General features: G+C 41.8%; 15 protein-coding genes. 10 read left to right on the top strand and 5 right to left on the bottom strand.

From position 1 onward, the window contains the following. Nucleotides 1-250: 250 nt before the first annotated feature. Nucleotides 251-1,057, top strand: a complete 807-nt coding sequence (locus D4T97_RS14730; protein ID WP_126051510.1) for a DUF2935 domain-containing protein — start codon at nt 251-253, stop codon at nt 1,055-1,057. Nucleotides 1,058-1,171: 114 nt separating this feature from the next. Here the strand turns inward: D4T97_RS14730 and sda are convergent, their stop codons facing one another. Next, on the bottom strand, nt 1,172-1,294 hold the full coding sequence (sda, locus tag D4T97_RS14725; RefSeq protein WP_120072471.1) for a sporulation histidine kinase inhibitor Sda: 123 nt from the start codon (nt 1,292-1,294) through the stop codon (nt 1,172-1,174). A gap of 173 nt (nt 1,295-1,467) precedes the next feature. Next, the gene (locus tag D4T97_RS14720; RefSeq protein ID WP_126051509.1) at nt 1,468-2,952 is read right to left on the bottom strand and encodes an aldehyde dehydrogenase family protein; all 1,485 of its coding nucleotides are present in this window, start codon (nt 2,950-2,952) and stop codon (nt 1,468-1,470) included. Nucleotides 2,953-3,199: 247 nt separating this feature from the next. On the opposite strand from D4T97_RS14720, the gene D4T97_RS14715 reads away from it, so the two are divergent. The 3 genes from D4T97_RS14715 to D4T97_RS14705 all read left to right on the top strand — a co-directional run bounded on the left by D4T97_RS14715 (nt 3,200) and on the right by D4T97_RS14705 (nt 6,638). Next, nucleotides 3,200-3,742 (top strand): Rok-like winged helix domain-containing protein, encoded by a 543-nt coding sequence (locus D4T97_RS14715; RefSeq protein WP_126051508.1) that lies wholly within the window; start codon nt 3,200-3,202, stop codon nt 3,740-3,742. Between the two features lie 101 nt (nt 3,743-3,843). After that, the gene (locus D4T97_RS14710; RefSeq protein WP_126051526.1) at nt 3,844-4,710 is read left to right on the top strand and encodes an ATP-binding protein; all 867 of its coding nucleotides are present in this window, start codon (nt 3,844-3,846) and stop codon (nt 4,708-4,710) included. Nucleotides 4,711-4,721: 11 nt separating this feature from the next. After that, entirely contained in the window at nt 4,722-6,638 is a 1,917-nt protein-coding gene (locus tag D4T97_RS14705) for a vWA domain-containing protein (RefSeq protein ID WP_126051507.1), read from the top strand. 518 nt (nt 6,639-7,156) lie between these two features. Here the strand turns inward: D4T97_RS14705 and D4T97_RS14700 are convergent. Both D4T97_RS14700 and D4T97_RS14695 read right to left on the bottom strand, forming a co-directional pair. Beyond that, nucleotides 7,157-7,927, bottom strand: a complete 771-nt coding sequence (locus D4T97_RS14700; protein ID WP_126051506.1) for a TPM domain-containing protein — start codon at nt 7,925-7,927, stop codon at nt 7,157-7,159. After that, nucleotides 7,927-8,505, bottom strand: coding sequence for a LemA family protein (locus tag D4T97_RS14695; RefSeq protein WP_126051505.1), 579 nt, complete (start codon nt 8,503-8,505; stop codon nt 7,927-7,929). The genes D4T97_RS14700 and D4T97_RS14695 overlap by 1 nt, the downstream gene beginning before the upstream one ends. 187 nt (nt 8,506-8,692) lie before the next feature. Here D4T97_RS14695 and moaA point away from each other — a divergent pair, with 187 nt between their 5' ends. Genes moaA through mobB form a run of 3 tightly spaced genes read left to right on the top strand, consistent with a single transcriptional unit; the run spans nt 8,693 to nt 11,497 of the window. Beyond that, complete coding sequence (moaA, locus tag D4T97_RS14690) at nt 8,693-9,700, top strand: GTP 3',8-cyclase MoaA (protein ID WP_126051504.1); 1,008 nt, start codon at nt 8,693-8,695, stop codon at nt 9,698-9,700. Nucleotides 9,701-9,725: 25 nt separating this feature from the next. Next, nucleotides 9,726-11,015, top strand: a complete 1,290-nt coding sequence (locus D4T97_RS14685) for a molybdopterin molybdotransferase MoeA (protein ID WP_126051503.1) — start codon at nt 9,726-9,728, stop codon at nt 11,013-11,015. Then, the gene (gene mobB / locus D4T97_RS14680) at nt 10,985-11,497 is read left to right on the top strand and encodes a molybdopterin-guanine dinucleotide biosynthesis protein B (protein WP_126051502.1); all 513 of its coding nucleotides are present in this window, start codon (nt 10,985-10,987) and stop codon (nt 11,495-11,497) included. Before D4T97_RS14685 ends, mobB begins: the two co-directional genes overlap by 31 nt. Nucleotides 11,498-11,529: 32 nt before the next feature. On the opposite strand, the gene D4T97_RS14675 is transcribed toward mobB, so the two are convergent. After that, nucleotides 11,530-11,769, bottom strand: a complete 240-nt coding sequence (locus D4T97_RS14675) for a YkuS family protein (RefSeq protein ID WP_126051501.1) — start codon at nt 11,767-11,769, stop codon at nt 11,530-11,532. A 190-nt stretch (nt 11,770-11,959) separates the two neighbouring features. On the opposite strand from D4T97_RS14675, the gene D4T97_RS14670 reads away from it, so the two are divergent. The 3 genes from D4T97_RS14670 to D4T97_RS14660 all read left to right on the top strand — a co-directional run bounded on the left by D4T97_RS14670 (nt 11,960) and on the right by D4T97_RS14660 (nt 15,136). After that, the gene (locus tag D4T97_RS14670) at nt 11,960-12,307 is read left to right on the top strand and encodes a DUF1033 family protein (protein ID WP_126051500.1); all 348 of its coding nucleotides are present in this window, start codon (nt 11,960-11,962) and stop codon (nt 12,305-12,307) included. Continuing rightward, nucleotides 12,304-13,548 carry an MFS transporter gene (locus D4T97_RS14665; RefSeq protein ID WP_126051499.1) on the top strand — a complete coding sequence of 415 codons (1,245 nt, stop codon included), beginning with the start codon at nt 12,304-12,306 and terminating at the stop codon, nt 13,546-13,548. Before D4T97_RS14670 ends, D4T97_RS14665 begins: the two co-directional genes overlap by 4 nt. Nucleotides 13,549-13,666: 118 nt before the next feature. Continuing rightward, complete coding sequence (locus tag D4T97_RS14660; RefSeq protein ID WP_126051498.1) at nt 13,667-15,136, top strand: amidase; 1,470 nt, start codon at nt 13,667-13,669, stop codon at nt 15,134-15,136. The last annotated feature ends 507 nt before the right edge of the window (nt 15,137-15,643 follow it).

Below are 15,643 nucleotides of genomic sequence, written 5' to 3'. Positions count from 1 at the left end.
ATATTTGGCCATAAAAAAACCACACCTCCAATTGTTAGATGGTGTCTAACAATTAGGGTGCAGTTCAATGAGTTCCACCTGCTTTTGTCATACACCGGTTGAGACAAGGGAGTGAGGAAAGTCCTGACGCATCAGCATTTCTGGATGCTCTTTCATCTATAGTTGGGAATGCCTTCTTAATATTTCCTTAAGCTATTCAAAGTGTATTTTGAATAGCCTAATAGAGAGGAAGTGAAAAGGGGGAATAATTTTGACATTGACTCTGAGAGAACTTAAGTTTGAGCATGAATTTTGGCTTCAAGTGCTTGGCGATCATTCAAGATTCATTTTGGAGTCATTAAGCCCTGTAGAGAATCGGGATATTGATCAAGCAAAGGAATTTAAGAGGATTTTCGATGGACTGCTCCTTGAGGCAAGAAGGCTGAATGGTGTAAAAGGTATGTTGTCTTTGACTGAAAGAGTAGCAAAACATGTTATTCAATTTAAGAATTTCAAGCTTTCTTTGTTGGAGAGGAGTTTGGTCAAGCAGATAAAGATTCATTTGTCGTCTACATTTCTTAACCATATGATCAATGAATTGGAGGAATATGAAAGGATAATCGCCTATTTTAAAAAAGGGGAATCGGTGCCTGTTGTCCACGAACTGCATCACCATTTGCTATGGCTGCAGGATGCTTATGGACATTCAGGAGCCATTACTGACAATATGGATGCAGTTGAAAAGAGGCTGATAGAAAAAAGCCGATTATTTACAGAGCATTTTGAGGATTTCTATTTAAAGGCTATTGAGTTTGCAGGGTATTTGCGTACAAAATTGTATGAATTTCCGGCGATGGAGCGGTTAAATAAAGATGCCAGGCTTGAGATTGAAGCTTTTCAGATGTTTTTAAATGAATTGCTTGAACTCGAAATATCAGCCAAAACGCTCGGGACTTTTCCCGCCTTGATGGCTGATCATATGTATAGAGAGGAATGCTATTATTTGTATAAATTGGCTGAGTCCACAAAGGAAAGCGCTCCTTCTTGTAATCCTGCAAAACCGCGAATTAAAGAGTAATTTGTAAGATCAAAAGGAATCGGCAGTTTCCAGCTATATAGCTACAATCTAAAAACTACTAAAAAAGCGTGCCATTACGGCACGCGTGATTTTATACAAATGTTCTTTCCGGTTTTATGGATTCAAGCCTCGTTTTCGTATCTCCATTTTTAATAAACGTATCCAATCGGCACCATGATCATTCTTTTTCGCGTCTCGGTAGGCTGCAACTAACTGTTCATTGGTCATAATTTTCATGTTTGCAAAAACCTCCTCGTGAAATTGAATAAATCTCTTTTCATACCCATTGTACCTGTTTTTGTATATTATTGAAAGCGTTTTATTGAATTTTATCTCTTAAAATATGACATTTTTCGATTAATTTAGTATACAAAAAAATGGAGTTCCCAAAAGGAACCCCATATATGGTTTTATTTCATCGAAATCCACACACTCTTGACTTCCGTATAGTTATTTAACGCATATGATCCCATTTCCCTGCCAAGCCCTGATTGCTTGAACCCGCCAAACGGAGATGCGGCGTCAAAGGCGTTGTAGCAGTTGACCCAAACGGTTCCTGCACGGAGACGGTTTGCCACATAATGTGCATTGGCAACATCACGTGTCCACAGCCCTGCTGCCAAGCCGTAATCGGAGTTATTTGCACGTTCAATCAACTCGTCAAGGTCTTCAAACGGCAATGCAGAAATAACCGGCCCGAAAATCTCTTCCTTGGCAATTGTCATGTCGTCGTTTACATCTGCAAAGATTGTAGGCTCTACGAAATAACCTTGGTCTTGGGCCTTCGCTCCACCTGCAAGGAGTTCTGCCCCTTCGCTGAGCCCCTTTTCGATGTAACTCAATACCCTGTTTTGCTGTTCGGCCGAAACCAGAGGACCCATTTCAGTGTCCTGATTCAACCCGGCGCCTTGTTTAATGCTTTTAGCATGGGAAGCCATATCGGCTACAACATTATCAAAATTTTTCTTTTGAATGAATACACGAGAACCAGCCGAGCATACTTGGCCTTGGTTGAACATAACGCCGTTTAACGCTCCTGGAATCGCCTTTGTCAAGTCTGCATCAGGGAGAATGATATTTGGAGATTTTCCTCCAAGCTCCAGTGTGACACGCTTAACAGACTTGGCGCATTGCTCCATAATTTTCTTTCCAACTTCTGTGGAGCCTGTAAATGCTATTTTGTTCACATCCGGATGGTTTACAAGTGTTGACCCGGCAGGCTCACCAAAGCCCGGAACAATATTTACTACCCCTGGCGGGAATCCTGCTTCTTCAATGAGTTCAGCTAAGTATAATGCGGAAAGCGGCGTTTGTTCCGCGGGTTTCAATACAATCGTACAACCTGTAGCTAAAGCAGCCCCTAGTTTCCACATCGCCATTAATAGTGGGAAATTCCAAGGGATGATTTGGCCGACTACACCAACAGCTTCATGTCGGGTATAGTTGAAGAATGGCCCTGCCACTGGGATTGTCTGTCCAGTAATTTTGGTCGTCCACCCGGCATAATAACGCATATGTTCGATGGAAAGCGGCAAATCCGCATTCAAGGTTTCACGAATGGGTTTTCCGTTATCAAGAGTCTCCAACTGTGCGAGTTCCTCTTTGTTCTCTTCAATGAGGTCTGCAAGCTTATACATTAAACGGCCTCTAGCCGCTGCACTCATCTTGGACCATTTGCCTTCGTCGAATGCTTTTCTCGCAGCCTTGACCGCACGGTCTATATCCTCTGCACCCGCTTCATATATTGTGGCGAGCGTTTCTCCAGTGGCAGGGTTTGGCGTGTCAAACGTTTTACCATCTGCACTTTTAACAAACTCCCCGTTAATATAAAGGTTTTTCGTCCCTTGTAAAAACTTTTCCACTTTCTCATTTACAGCCATTGTTACTTGACTCATTGAACTCCTCCTTAAAAATTTTTTTCCAAGGAAACCGGTAGAAGAAGTAGGTAACCGCTTCCAACTATTAGTCTACTATGAATATATTAAATTTACAAATAAAACGGATGAACAAGTTGTCTTCATAATTTGACAAGCTTTGAGAAAGGACAAGCATTTTTTAATAATTGTCAATTATTTCTTACAATTTTCTTTTAAACATTCTATAATGAAATTAGCTGTATAAAGTAAAGAAGGAGGCGTTGTTATGTTTGATGAAAGGGCCGCTTTACAGCTTAGATTAGAACAAATGAAAGATGCCGAGGAAAGACTTATTAGGGAAATCCAAAAAGAAAGGGCTTTCATTTTTAAACGATTACGTGAGCTGGACAAAGAGGAAAATTCCAATAAGGCTGAACAGGTAGAGCAATTACATTTTTTAGAATCTTTTAATGCTTACTTGGAAGCTCCGGATGATAGCAATGAACAAGAAAACTTGGAGTCATCCAAATCTAGAAGGGCAAGACCATCCAGAAGAAGTAAAACTACCAAAATGCGCGATACCGCTATCAGGATATTGAAGGAACAGCCGACTCCGATCAGGGGAATTGATTTAAAAAGGGCCATTGAAGAGCAGACAGGCTTCCAAATAGCAAACATGACAACTTTTATGAACACAATTTCTAAAGCCGACTCGAAAATTATTAAAATTGGCCGGGGTTTATATACGTATGATGAAGATCGACTAGCCTCGGAAACAATCATTCTCGGCACAGATGAAAATAACCAAGCAATGGGCAGTGAACAATAAGCATGCTGAAACAGCACGCTTTTTTTCTTTGGCGGTGATTTGTTAAAATAGTAATGAATCACGAATTGCAGAAATAGAAAGGATTGTTCATCTTGAAAAACATGGAGCTGCCCGAAGAAATTCAAAACATGATAGAAAAGAGGAAGAGGGCATTCTCTTATTACACAGAGGAATTGGTTGGCGAACAAGGGTTTATCGCAGATGATAAGACAATTTTACTTGATGCTGTCATTGCTCTTTCGCTCGGAAAAAACATTTTGTTGAAAGGGCCGACCGGATCAGGAAAAACCAGGATGGCAGAAACTCTATCAAATTTGTTCGGCCAGCCAATGCACAGCGTGAATTGTTCCGTTGATACAGATACGGAGGCGCTTCTTGGCTTCAAAACGATCACACAACAAGAAGGGGCAAGCAGTATTGAATTTATTCCAGGTCCTGTCATTCAAGCGATGGAAAAAGGTCATCTCTTGTATATTGATGAAATTAATATGGCCAAGCCCGAAACGCTGCCTATTTTAAACAGTATTCTTGACTATAGAAGAATGCTGACAAATCCATTGACAGCCGATGTTGTTCGTGCGAAAGAAACCTTCGGAGTGATTGCGGCAATCAATGAAGGCTACATTGGGACTGTTCCGCTGAATGAAGCATTGAAAAATAGATTCGTCGTCATAGAAATCCCGTATGTCCAAGGGGATAAATTAAGAGAGGTAATCACCCAGGAGAGCAAGTTGGAAAATGAGAGCATGATTGACCGGTTTGTTCAGCTGTCGTCTGACTTGCTAGTTCAGGTCAAGAGCGGGATTATTCCGGAAGAAGCGGCGTCAATCCGGGCTTTGATTGACACTTGTGATCTTGCAGTCTATATGGACCCAATCAGGGCCGTACGCAGGGGAATTTCTGATAAATTGGAGGAAGAGCGGGAGAAGGCGGCAGTATTGAATATTGCCTCAACGCTATTTAATTAGAGGTGTTCTTGATGTATCGCTTTATCGATTTTAATGATGAGAAAGCTGACACTTTTCTTTTGCTGGAGTTGACAGATTTAGCCAAAACCCTGGCAAGCTCCCCGTTGTTTGAGGCTGCTATTCGTGTACATTCTTATTTAAGTATGAATAATCACAAAGTGTACGTCAGTCATTTCTGGAACCACCGACCGGAACAGGACAAAAAGGCTGGTATGAAAAGTGACATTTATTTGCGTGCTTTGGGGAATAAGAAATTCACAGACTTTCAGGTGATTGATACATTTATTAGGAAGGTCCAATCATCTGGATTGTCTAATTTTTCCGCGCAGCTCCTCATGCTTGCAGAAGATTTAAGAATCGAAGAACTGTGCAAAAAAGAGCGTCCGGGAACAGTAAGTGACTTTAATATTCGCCGTAAAATATATAACGAATATTTTTCGTCACAACTAGTGGTCAACTTAGAAAAAAATTTATACCCAGATGCCCTTTTCAACTTGATTTATCTAATATTGAACTCCGGAAACCCGTTTTTTTCAATTCCTTCCTTTAATGAGGAAATTGATAGGGCCATACCAATCATTCGCGGCCAGTTGGAGCTTTTATTTGAAACTAAATCAACCAGGGACTGCATTGATGTTTGTACTAATGTTATTGAAATCACGGCCTCCGTGCTGTCGTCAGATATGATCAATGAATATTTTCATCTTCCAAATCCCGAGCAAAATATGTCTGCCGATGATACCTTTTCAGACCTTGTGAGAAAAGATCCTCTCCAAAACAATGATACAGCTGAGGAAAAAGCCGGTGGAAATGAAGAAGTTCACAGCGATAAAATGAACACATGGCATCGGGAAACAGAAAGCCCAGGAAAAAGCTTTATGCAATTTGAATTGGAGCAGGGGACTAGAACCGATATTAGCGGCGGCAGCGAGAGAGAAGGGGAGGAAGGCGACCAGGCTCTTGCACTTATTCAAGGGCGGAGCAAACAAACGGAGAATAGGGATTATTCGAGGCTTGAAATGTCCGGACAGGCAGATTCCAAGTTTGGCCAAGGAAAAAACAAATATGGCAGTGCCAATAAAAATGCACGAGCGATTTTCTTGGAGGCGAACCGGCCATACCAAGCAGCACTGTCTAGTTATTCGAAACTTGAAAATGAAGTGAAGTTTTACCATAAAAAGCTAAAAAATATCATCAAACGAATGATGGAAAAGAAAGAGACCGATCACCGAACACAATTACAAATGGGACGTCTTGGTAATAATCTTTTATCCTATTTTATAGATGAGCACCCCAAACTGTTTTATAAGAAATTTGAACCAGGCAAGGAAATAAATGCAGCATTTAGTCTTCTAGTTGACTGTTCGGCATCGATGTTTGACAAGATGGATGAGACCAAACGGGGCATTGTATTATTTCATGAAGCATTGAAAGCTGTTAGTGTTCCGCATGAAATTATCGGATTTTGGGAGGATGCGAACGAAGCGGTTACTCATGATCAACCCAATTACTTCTTTCAGGCCATTCCATTTTCCAAATCTTTGTTACATCGTTCGGGTCCGGAAATTATGCAGCTGGAAGCTATGGAGGATAATCGGGACGGGTATGCAATTAGAATTATGGCTGAACGACTCCTTAAACGAAGCGAGAAACAGAAGTTTCTTATCGTTTTTTCAGACGGAGAGCCGGCAGCATTTGATTATGATAATGGAATAGTTGATACGCATGAAGCTGTCATGGAGGTACGGAAAATGGGGATAGAGGTATTTAATATTTTTCTATCCAATTCGGGGCTGGAGCCGGAACAGAAAAGGGTTTTCGAAAATATTTACGGAAATCGTAGTATTGTTGCTCCGTATGTAGATGAGCTTCCGGAAGTGCTATTTCCATTGTTGAAAAAGTTATTGAATCAGTCTATAAATGGATAGCCCGCCAAATGGCGGGCTTTTTATATTAATGAATTAAATATTGTGGCCACTTAAGAGCCCTCGTTGTTTTCCGCTCCAGGCGGACGCTGACCGCTTTTCGTATTGTCCAGTTCTAGGCGGCAGGGGCTAGCAGACTTCGCGGACTAAGGTGCTCCAAGGCAAAGCATTTTCAGGATGCTATGTTACCTTGTCGCAAAGCCGCAGGAAGCATACTCAAGGAAGCTGCTTTCCTACGATAAGTCAACATCGCTCCACTGCGTTCCGCGTGTTTCCTTTATCTCGTCGGAGCCGCTCCAGTCTGTACGTCGATGACCAGGCGCCTCCGCTTTTCCGCGATGTCCAGCTCCAGGCGGCAGGGGCTCGAGGTCGCTTCGAAAAAAACAATGAAGGCAAATGACGCCTTCACTGGTTTTTCCTCCGACGGACAGGAGGTCCTAGTGCCGCCGGCACCACAGGACGTGGCGATTTAAGGCGGCCAGCGCTTGTCGCCCCTAAGAAGCCGCCTTCCGCTTTTCTAATCACCAACCCCTACTCGCACCACCACCACCTGATGAGCCTCCTCCGCCTGAACGGGGACCTCCAAATCCTCCACCTCCACCTCCACCGCCGCCTCTGCTTAAGATAGCAGCAAGCATTCTCAAAATGGTTAAGGTGAAAGCTCCCCCAAGAAAACGGAAATCCAGAAAAATGATGCCGGCAAAAATCATTAATAAAATAAGCATGGTCAGAGGTGAAATATTTTCTTCATTGTTATATTCGATGCCCTCTGCCTCCGCTTGTTTGTCCAGATTATATTCTTTTGAAACCTCATTGAATAGCTGTTTATAAGTATTGGTTAAAGCAAGGTTGATTTCATTCTGTTCCAAATAAGGCAGCGCGTAACTGTCAAGAATGCGCCCCACTTTTCCATCCGGCAATGCACCTTCAAGTCCGTAACCGACTTCTATTCTGATTTTGCGATCCTGAAGTGCCAGCAGCAAAAGGACACCATTATCATTTTCTTTACTGCCAAGTCCGTACTGGCGAAAAGCCTGCAAGGCGTATTCTTCTACTGATTCGTCTTCAAGTGAGTTGACTGTCAGAACAGCTATCTGCGACTGAGTGTGATCTTCCAGATATTGGCCAAGTTCAATCAGTTCATTTTTTTCGCTGTCAGACAGGATATGGGCAAAGTCTTGTACATAAATATCCCCGACAGGATCTGGTATATTTGCGGCTTCAACTTGAGAATTCGCAAGGGGATAGAAAAAAAAGATAAGGAAGGAAAGGAAGAGCAATCCTCTTCTCATTACTCTCCATTCCCTTCAAAATCTACGTTTGGAGCCTCCTCAGCCCCAGCTTGTGCTTTGAAGTACTCTTTTTTGTCGAAACCAAAAATAGATGCGACAATACGCCCAGGGAACTGTCTTACTTTTTTATTATAGATTGTCACTTGATCATTATAGTCTTTTCTTGCGACCGCAATCCGGTTTTCCGTTCCGGCCAGTTCATCCATAAGCTGGGTGAATTGTTTGTCCGCTTTTAATTCAGGATAGTTCTCCGAGATAACCAGCAGCCTGCTCAGCGCACTCGATAACGTGGCATCGGCATCCGCCTGCTCTTGTACATTTTTAGCTCCAATCAGTCTGGAACGGGCATCAGCGATATCACCCAGTACTTTTTCTTCGTGCTTCGTATAGCCCTTGACAGTGCTTACGAGATTTGGAATCAAGTCGGCCCTTCTTTGCAATTGGGTTTCAATCTGGGAATATTTTTGTTCAACATCTTCTTCTGCATTTACAAAGCCATTGTAACTGCCTAATAGCGGCACTAAAACCAGGACTAAAACAACTACAGCCCCTATGATGGCTCCCAATCCTTTTTTCATTCTCTTCACTCCTCACAAATAGTATAACGGATACGGCAGGAAAAAGTTTCAGCATTCTCTCATTTTATTTACCCAAATATTAGATGAAATATATAATACCTGTGTCATAAAGAATGAACGCACAACGGAAAAGTGGTACAATCGGTATAAACCTTGCGGAAGGAACGGATTGGAGCTGAATGAATAGATGAACATTCTTAAAGATGGATTTAACCGCCCTTTGCAAGACTTGAGAATTTCAGTGACAGATAAGTGCAACTTTCGCTGTCAATATTGCATGCCGGCAGACATTTTTGGGCCGGATTTTAAATTTCTGCCCAAAAACGAGATATTAACTTTTGAAGAAATTGAACGCCTCGCGACGGCTTTTAGCAAATTAGGCGTTACAAAATTAAGAATCACTGGTGGAGAACCACTTTTAAGAAAAGATATTGCTAGTTTAATAAAAAAGTTGATTCAAATTCAGGGCATTAAGGATATTGGTTTAACCACAAATGGTGTGCTGCTCCCTAAATTGGCAAAGGATCTCGTTGAGGCAGGCCTTCATAGGGTGAACGTCAGTCTGGATGCGTTAAATGATGATATTTTCAAGAAGATCAATGGCAGGGGAGTCAGTTCAAGTGTCGTCTTAAAAGGAATTGAAGCTGCCCGGGATGCGGGACTTGGAGTAAAGGTAAACATGGTTGTTCAAAAAGGTGTGAATGAAAGCGAAATCATTCCAATGGCTCAGCATTTTAAAGATATGGGTGTGACATTGCGCTATATTGAATTCATGGATGTAGGCAATTCAAACGGTTGGGATTTCACCAAAGTTGTAACAAAAAAAGAAATGTACGATCTGCTGTCAGAACAATTTGAACTTGAACCTGTAGATCCGGGATATTTCGGTGAAGTGGCAAAACGATATAAATATAAAAACGATGCAGAAGTTGGTTTTATCACCTCGGTTTCCGAGTCGTTTTGTTCCAGTTGTACAAGAGCTCGCATTTCTGCAGATGGAAAATTTTATACTTGTCTGTTTGCTTCAAAAGGTTATGACTTGCGCAGGCTGGTCCGAACTCATAATGATGAGGAACCGTTGATCAAGGAAATAAGTACTATCTGGAATCAGCGAACAGATCGCTATTCCGATGAACGGACAGAGGAAAGTGCGAAATCCAAAGAAAAGATAGAAATGTCCTATATCGGAGGATAACATTTGGAAGGAGCCTGATTAAGCAGTGGTGGAGAGAAGGAAGCCGATTTGGATCAAGGAAGCGATTGAAAAAGTTATGGAGTATAAGCTAAGAGGGGAAGATGAACTGGTATCTATTCACGAATGCGATGAAAGATATCTTTCAGAACCTTTAATTGCTGATCACGATGTACCTCCTTTTAACCGGTCTCCATATGATGGTTTTGCATTAAGGGCCAGGGACACGGAAAATGCTTCCCGGGAAACTCCATTATTATTTGAGGTCATTGATGAAATTGGAGCAGGACAAGTCAGCTTGAAACAAGTGGGGCACCAGCAAGCGGTCAGAATAATGACAGGAGCCCAAATTCCCGATGGAGCGGATTGTGTCATCATGCTTGAATTGGTAAGGGAAATTTCAGAGGCCGGCAATAAATATATAGAAGTGAAAAGGCGTCTTCAGGATGGGGATAATATTTCATTTCAAGGGGAAGACACACAAAAAGGCAGCCCGCTAATCGATAAAGGAGAACGGGTCAATCCAGGGATTAAAGCTTTATTGGCTACTTTCGGATACAGTCAAGTAAAAGTTGCTAAAAAGCCTACAGTAGGGATCATTGCTACAGGAAGTGAACTGCTTCGGCCTGAAGATGAGCTTGAGCCTGGAAAAATTCGTGATAGCAACGGTTATATGATTGAATCACAGGTTCTTAGAACTGGTGCGGTTTATAAAAAGTACGAAAACTGTGCTGATGACCTGGAATCGCTGTATGAGGCGATGAAAACGGCTTTGCAAGAATGCGATATTCTTATTACGACTGGAGGAGTTTCTGTCGGAGATTTTGATTATCTCCCTGAGATTTATAAAAGGATGGGAGCAAAGCTTTTATTCAATAAAATTGCCATGCGCCCAGGAAGCGTCACAAGCTGTGCCGAAATAAACGGCCGATTGCTGTTTGGCCTTTCCGGCAATCCGTCAGCTTGCTACGTTGGTTTTGAATTGTTTGTAAAGCCGTATTTACGTTATTGGATGCAGTCTGATCGTCCTTATACTCGCTATATTACAGGGGAGCTGAAAATGGATTTTCCAAAGCCAAATCCGTTCAGCAGGTTTGTAAGAGGTAAGATCAGCTATGAAGACGGTAAGGTATACGCCGAGCCAGTAGGCCTGGATAAATCAGGAGTTGTAACCTCAATCGCATGGGCGGACTCCCTAATTGTGCTGCCTGGAGGCACGAGAGGTTACAGGGCCGGTGACGAAGTGGATCTCATCCTTTTGGAAGACCAGCAGGGAAGCGGTGTGCCATGGCAGGAAAGAAAATTTTCCAAATCGTAGGGTTCCAAAATAGCGGAAAAACTACATTGATGAAAAAGCTGATCGAAGCATGTAAAGATAAGGGACTCGCGGTTGGGACAATAAAACATCATGGTCATGGTGGTCCGCCTGAACGCCTGGTGATCAATAAAGACTCCGAACAACACCGGCTGGCCGGCGCAAAAATTACTGCAGTCGAAGGAGCTGGCACTTTACATATTGAAGCCATTAAGGATCAGTGGGAGCTGGAAAATATTATAGAGATCTATCGCCGGCTCCCCATTGATATAATTTTGGTGGAAGGGTATAAAAAAATGAATTACCCGAAAGTAGTGCTTTTACGCAATGTGCAGGATGAATTCCTCTTGGAGGAGCTTACTAATATCACAGCGGTCATTTCTCGAGAACCTTTAAGGTCCGACAGGCTGTCCGTTCCTTTTTTTGAGACGGTGGAGACGGAAGATTTTGTTCAATGGTTTATAAAAAAAATAAACGAAGACTGAGGACTAAAAGCAGTCCGCAGTCTTCATTTATTTCAGTGAAGTTTTTGTTCTATTTTCTGGCAAATTTCATCTGCAGAAAGACCATTTGCATCGATGACAGGCACCTGTGTTGTCGTAGTTTGCATCCCCATAATATTGGAGTCCATTCCAGTGACCACGCAGCAGTCTACGTTGTTTACATCTGAGGCATTAGAAAGGGTTACAACTTGATAGCCTTTTTCCTCCAGCGCTTGTGATACATTTGACAAACTTTCTTCGACACCGATTCTCATTCCGCCACACCTCCTTGTTCTTATAATTCCTATTTGAATCTTTTTTAAACTGACCAAATAAGCATTTTAATTGGAGAGCTGACAGTCAGAAAGGTATAATAAAATTCGTATTTTAAATATAATCAACAGATCCAGACGACCTGTTGACCAGCGGAAGGTTTTAGTTATTTTAATGCTTGGAGGAAAAAACATGGTTCAAAATTGGGAAGTTATTGTAATGAAAGGTGATAGCGAACCGTGGTGGTTTTTTCCTGAATGGCGGAATGATATTATCGAAATGTACACTTATTCCGATTCGGAAGCTGCCATTCAGAAGTATTTTTCCTTATTTAGGCAGTTAAAAGAGGAATTCGAGCAGCTTAAGGTAAAAAAGACTTCCCTAGCTGCGTTTTGGAATAAGGAAGATGTTTCATTCTGTGAACATTGTGATGAGGATCTACAATTGTATTATGGATTGCTTATTTTATTGAACGGGGAGCCATATCAATTTCCAGATAGTGGCCATTTGGCAAATTACGAGAAAAGAGAGATAAAATGAGTACAACTACACAAATGAAGAAGCCAACACCAGCATCATCAAAACAGATTCAAACAGTTTATGGGATCCTTTTCGCCATCAGCGGGAGCCATCTCATCAATGACTCGATTCAATCGGTTGTACCCGCAATGAATCCAATCTTTGAGCAAACACTGAATTTGTCTTTTGCACAGATTGGCTGGATCGCTTTTGTCCTGAATATGACAGCATCCGTCATGCAGCCGGTTTTTGGTTATTTTTCCGATAAGAGGCCGGCTCCTTTTCTTCTTCCGGTTGGAATGTTTATGAGCACCCTCGGCTTGATTGGTTTTGCTTTGTCCCCGAGCTTTTCTATGATCCTGATGTCGGTATTCTTCATTGGTATCGGTTCGGCCGTATTTCATCCGGAAGGTTCTCGGGTTGCCTACATGGCTGCAGGAACGAAGCGTGGCTTGGCTCAGTCGATTTACCAGGTAGGAGGAAACTTCGGACAATCGCTCGCCCCCGTCTTTACCGCATTAATATTTGTCAGCTTAGGTCAAAAAGGGGCGCTTCTGTTTACAATTGTGACAATGATTGGAATTATTTTATTGCTGAATGTTTCAAGATGGTATAAAAGACAGATTCAAGAAGGATCGTTTAGCCGAAAAAATCGAATGAAAGCTCAGCAGGCCACGGCTCCTATCCATAAAAAAATAAAAACAGCGATGGGGCTCCTCGTTTTTTTAGTTTTTGCCAGATCTTTTTATGTTGCAGGTATAAATAACTTTTATCAATTTTATTTAATTGAAGATTACGGACTGACCGTCAGACATGCGCAATTGTACGTATTTATCTTTATGTTTGCCGGGGTTCTTGGTACATTTTTTGGAGGTCCACTGGCTGATCGGTTCGGTCGAAGAAATATGATCTTTCTTTCGATGGCAGGGGCGGCTCCGCTTACGGTTATTTTGCCATTTGTACCGCTGCCGCTGATTATTCCTGTGTTTTTTATCATTGGCTTTATCATATTATCAAGCTTCAGCGTATCTGTTGTATATGCGCAGGAATTGCTTCCACAAAAAGTAGGCATGGTTTCCGGATTGATTGTCGGGCTTGCTTTTGGAATGGGAGCGGTGGGAGCAGTTTTATTAGGAACATTGGCAGATATTTTCAGTATCCGATTTGTCATGATATTATGCGGGTTATTGCCATTTGTAGGCATCCTGACCTGGATGCTGCCCAGCGATGAAAAAGTACGGGAATTAACGTCAAGTTCATAATATAAAAATCATTGCCCCGGATTTTTCCGGGGTATTTTTGGTTCATTGGAAGGAGGAATAAAATACGAGTTCATCGAATAATGAAGAAAAGATGATAATTTTTTTGGGGGAGTGTTTGATGATTCAATCCGAGCCTCAGTCGACAAAAAGACGAATGAATGTTTTACATATGGATGTTATTAGTATGAAAAAAGAGCTTACGGCTAGGAATATCACTTCCAAGGAAATAACACGATTGTTTATTGAACATTTGCAGCATGTCAATCCAAAGGTAAACTGTCTAGTGGAAGATCGCTTTTCAGAAGCAATGAAAGAGGCGGAAGAGGCTGATCGACTGATTCAAAGCGGGAATGCGCTAGGAAGGCTGGCAGGAATACCGATCAGTATAAAGGAATCCTTCCATGTAAAAGGTATGAAAACGACAGGTGGTTTAAAACATCGGAGTCACATAGCAGAATCGGCAGATGCACGAGTTGTGGAAATCCTAAGGAATGAAGGCGCTATTATTCTTGGGAAAACCAATACACCGACGCTTTGCTTTTGTCAGGAGACAGACAATAAGGTGTACGGGACAACGAATAATCCGTGGGATATCGATAGGACTGCAGGCGGTTCATCGGGAGGCGAGGGGGCGCTGATTGCACTTGGCGGTGCAACAGCTGGTATAGGATCGGATATCGGCGGTTCCATTCGTTTTCCCGCTCATTTTAACGGGGTCATTGGATTTAAATCAGGCAACGAGCGTATAGATGATGAAGGCAGTTATCCTGAAGTAGTCCATCGACTGCAAAAAAGAATGCTGGGAATCGGCCCCATGGTGAAGTCAGTAAGGGACGCCAGGTTTATTTACAAAATGATCGCCAGCCACGATTATGACAGCAGTGTGGAAATGGCCAATTATGTTATTCAGACACTTCCGAAAAATTCTTATATTTTAAGTGAAATAATTGAAAATAAAATTCAAAAAGTCATTGATTTCTTAAACACCAAGCTTCAAGTGGCCACTCAAATACCTCCCTATTTTGAGGAAAGTTCTTTGTTATGGCAAGAAATCATGTCCATTGATGGAGGAAAATCCACCGCGGACGCGGCAGGATTTACTGGGATAGGCAATGTGTTAAAAAATTATTTGAAAGAGAAGCTGACAGGAAAGTCTGATTACCATCACTATATGACATGGGCGCTTATTGGAGCAAGCTTATTCAAGCCGGGGCGGATGCGGGTGGCGGAAATTCGGAGACTGATTGAAGAAGGCGACAGGCAAATTAAAGATTATTTTGACAGAAGAATTCTGATTTTACCGGTCTATCACCGGACAGCACCACATCACGGAGATCTGTATAGTGAAATCTTTTCCATCAAAAAAACTTTTAAGAAATATATGCCTTTTGTAGCTTATGCCAATGTCTGGGGATTGCCGTCGCTTACCGTTCCGGTTGGCATGGATGAAGACAGACTGCCAATGGGAATACAGCTAATCAGCAATAATGGGAACGAAGAGGCACTCTTTCAGCTTGGTGAGTTGATTGAACGGGAATTTGGCGGATATGAACGTTGTGTTTTACATGATAAAGAAATCTACATGTGATTTTTCGTAAATAATATTACTTAAAAAAAGAAGCAGCTGTAAGTACAGTTGCTTCCAAATCTTTATTAAAGTTCTTCTTTAACTTTTCCAGCTACAGGTACCCACTCTGTCCATATCTCTTCATGTTCTTTTAATAATTTAATTGCAGCATCTTGAGCGGAGGCTTTTTCATTCTGCATATAAACTAAGAAGTCATTGGCGATTTCGGTTGTAGTTTTATAATTTTTAGAAAATCAACGACTTCCGGAGCTCGTTCAGGTAATGATTTGCTTGAAATGATGTCGATCTATTGGGGACATATGCTTGATAATGGACCATTTTGAACCTTTTCATTTAATGTTATAGAGGTCAAGTTTAGTATGCAAACGCTGAAAGTGCCCGGTTTGTTTGGCTTAAGGATTTAAAAAAGCGAGTGATAAAAAAGGGTTAATGTAACAGGATAGCATGCCACTGCTTAAACTATATAAATAAGATTGTTTATCAACATATATTGGACCTCCTTTAGAA

Source organism: Siminovitchia acidinfaciens (assembly GCF_003605385.1).
GTDB classification, from domain to species: Bacteria; Bacillota; Bacilli; order Bacillales; family Bacillaceae_C; genus Siminovitchia; species Siminovitchia acidinfaciens.
This window is presented reverse-complemented; position numbering and strand designations above follow the sequence as displayed.

Coding starts and splice junctions, on each gene's coding strand:
- mobB (WP_126051502.1), top strand. CDS start 10,985: ATGGCAGGAAAGAAAATTTTCCAAATCGTAGGGTTCCAAAATAGCGGA.
- D4T97_RS14705 (WP_126051507.1), top strand. CDS start 4,722: ATGTATCGCTTTATCGATTTTAATGATGAGAAAGCTGACACTTTTCTT.
- D4T97_RS14710 (WP_126051526.1), top strand. CDS start 3,844: ATGGAGCTGCCCGAAGAAATTCAAAACATGATAGAAAAGAGGAAGAGG.
- sda (WP_120072471.1), bottom strand. CDS start 1,294: ATGAAAATTATGACCAATGAACAGTTAGTTGCAGCCTACCGAGACGCG.
- D4T97_RS14720 (WP_126051509.1), bottom strand. CDS start 2,952: ATGAGTCAAGTAACAATGGCTGTAAATGAGAAAGTGGAAAAGTTTTTA.
- D4T97_RS14660 (WP_126051498.1), top strand. CDS start 13,667: ATGATTCAATCCGAGCCTCAGTCGACAAAAAGACGAATGAATGTTTTA.
- D4T97_RS14700 (WP_126051506.1), bottom strand. CDS start 7,927: ATGAGAAGAGGATTGCTCTTCCTTTCCTTCCTTATCTTTTTTTTCTAT.
- D4T97_RS14675 (WP_126051501.1), bottom strand. CDS start 11,769: ATGAGAATCGGTGTCGAAGAAAGTTTGTCAAATGTATCACAAGCGCTG.
- moaA (WP_126051504.1), top strand. CDS start 8,693: ATGAACATTCTTAAAGATGGATTTAACCGCCCTTTGCAAGACTTGAGA.
- D4T97_RS14665 (WP_126051499.1), top strand. CDS start 12,304: ATGAGTACAACTACACAAATGAAGAAGCCAACACCAGCATCATCAAAA.
- D4T97_RS14670 (WP_126051500.1), top strand. CDS start 11,960: ATGGTTCAAAATTGGGAAGTTATTGTAATGAAAGGTGATAGCGAACCG.
- D4T97_RS14715 (WP_126051508.1), top strand. CDS start 3,200: ATGTTTGATGAAAGGGCCGCTTTACAGCTTAGATTAGAACAAATGAAA.
- D4T97_RS14695 (WP_126051505.1), bottom strand. CDS start 8,505: ATGAAAAAAGGATTGGGAGCCATCATAGGGGCTGTAGTTGTTTTAGTC.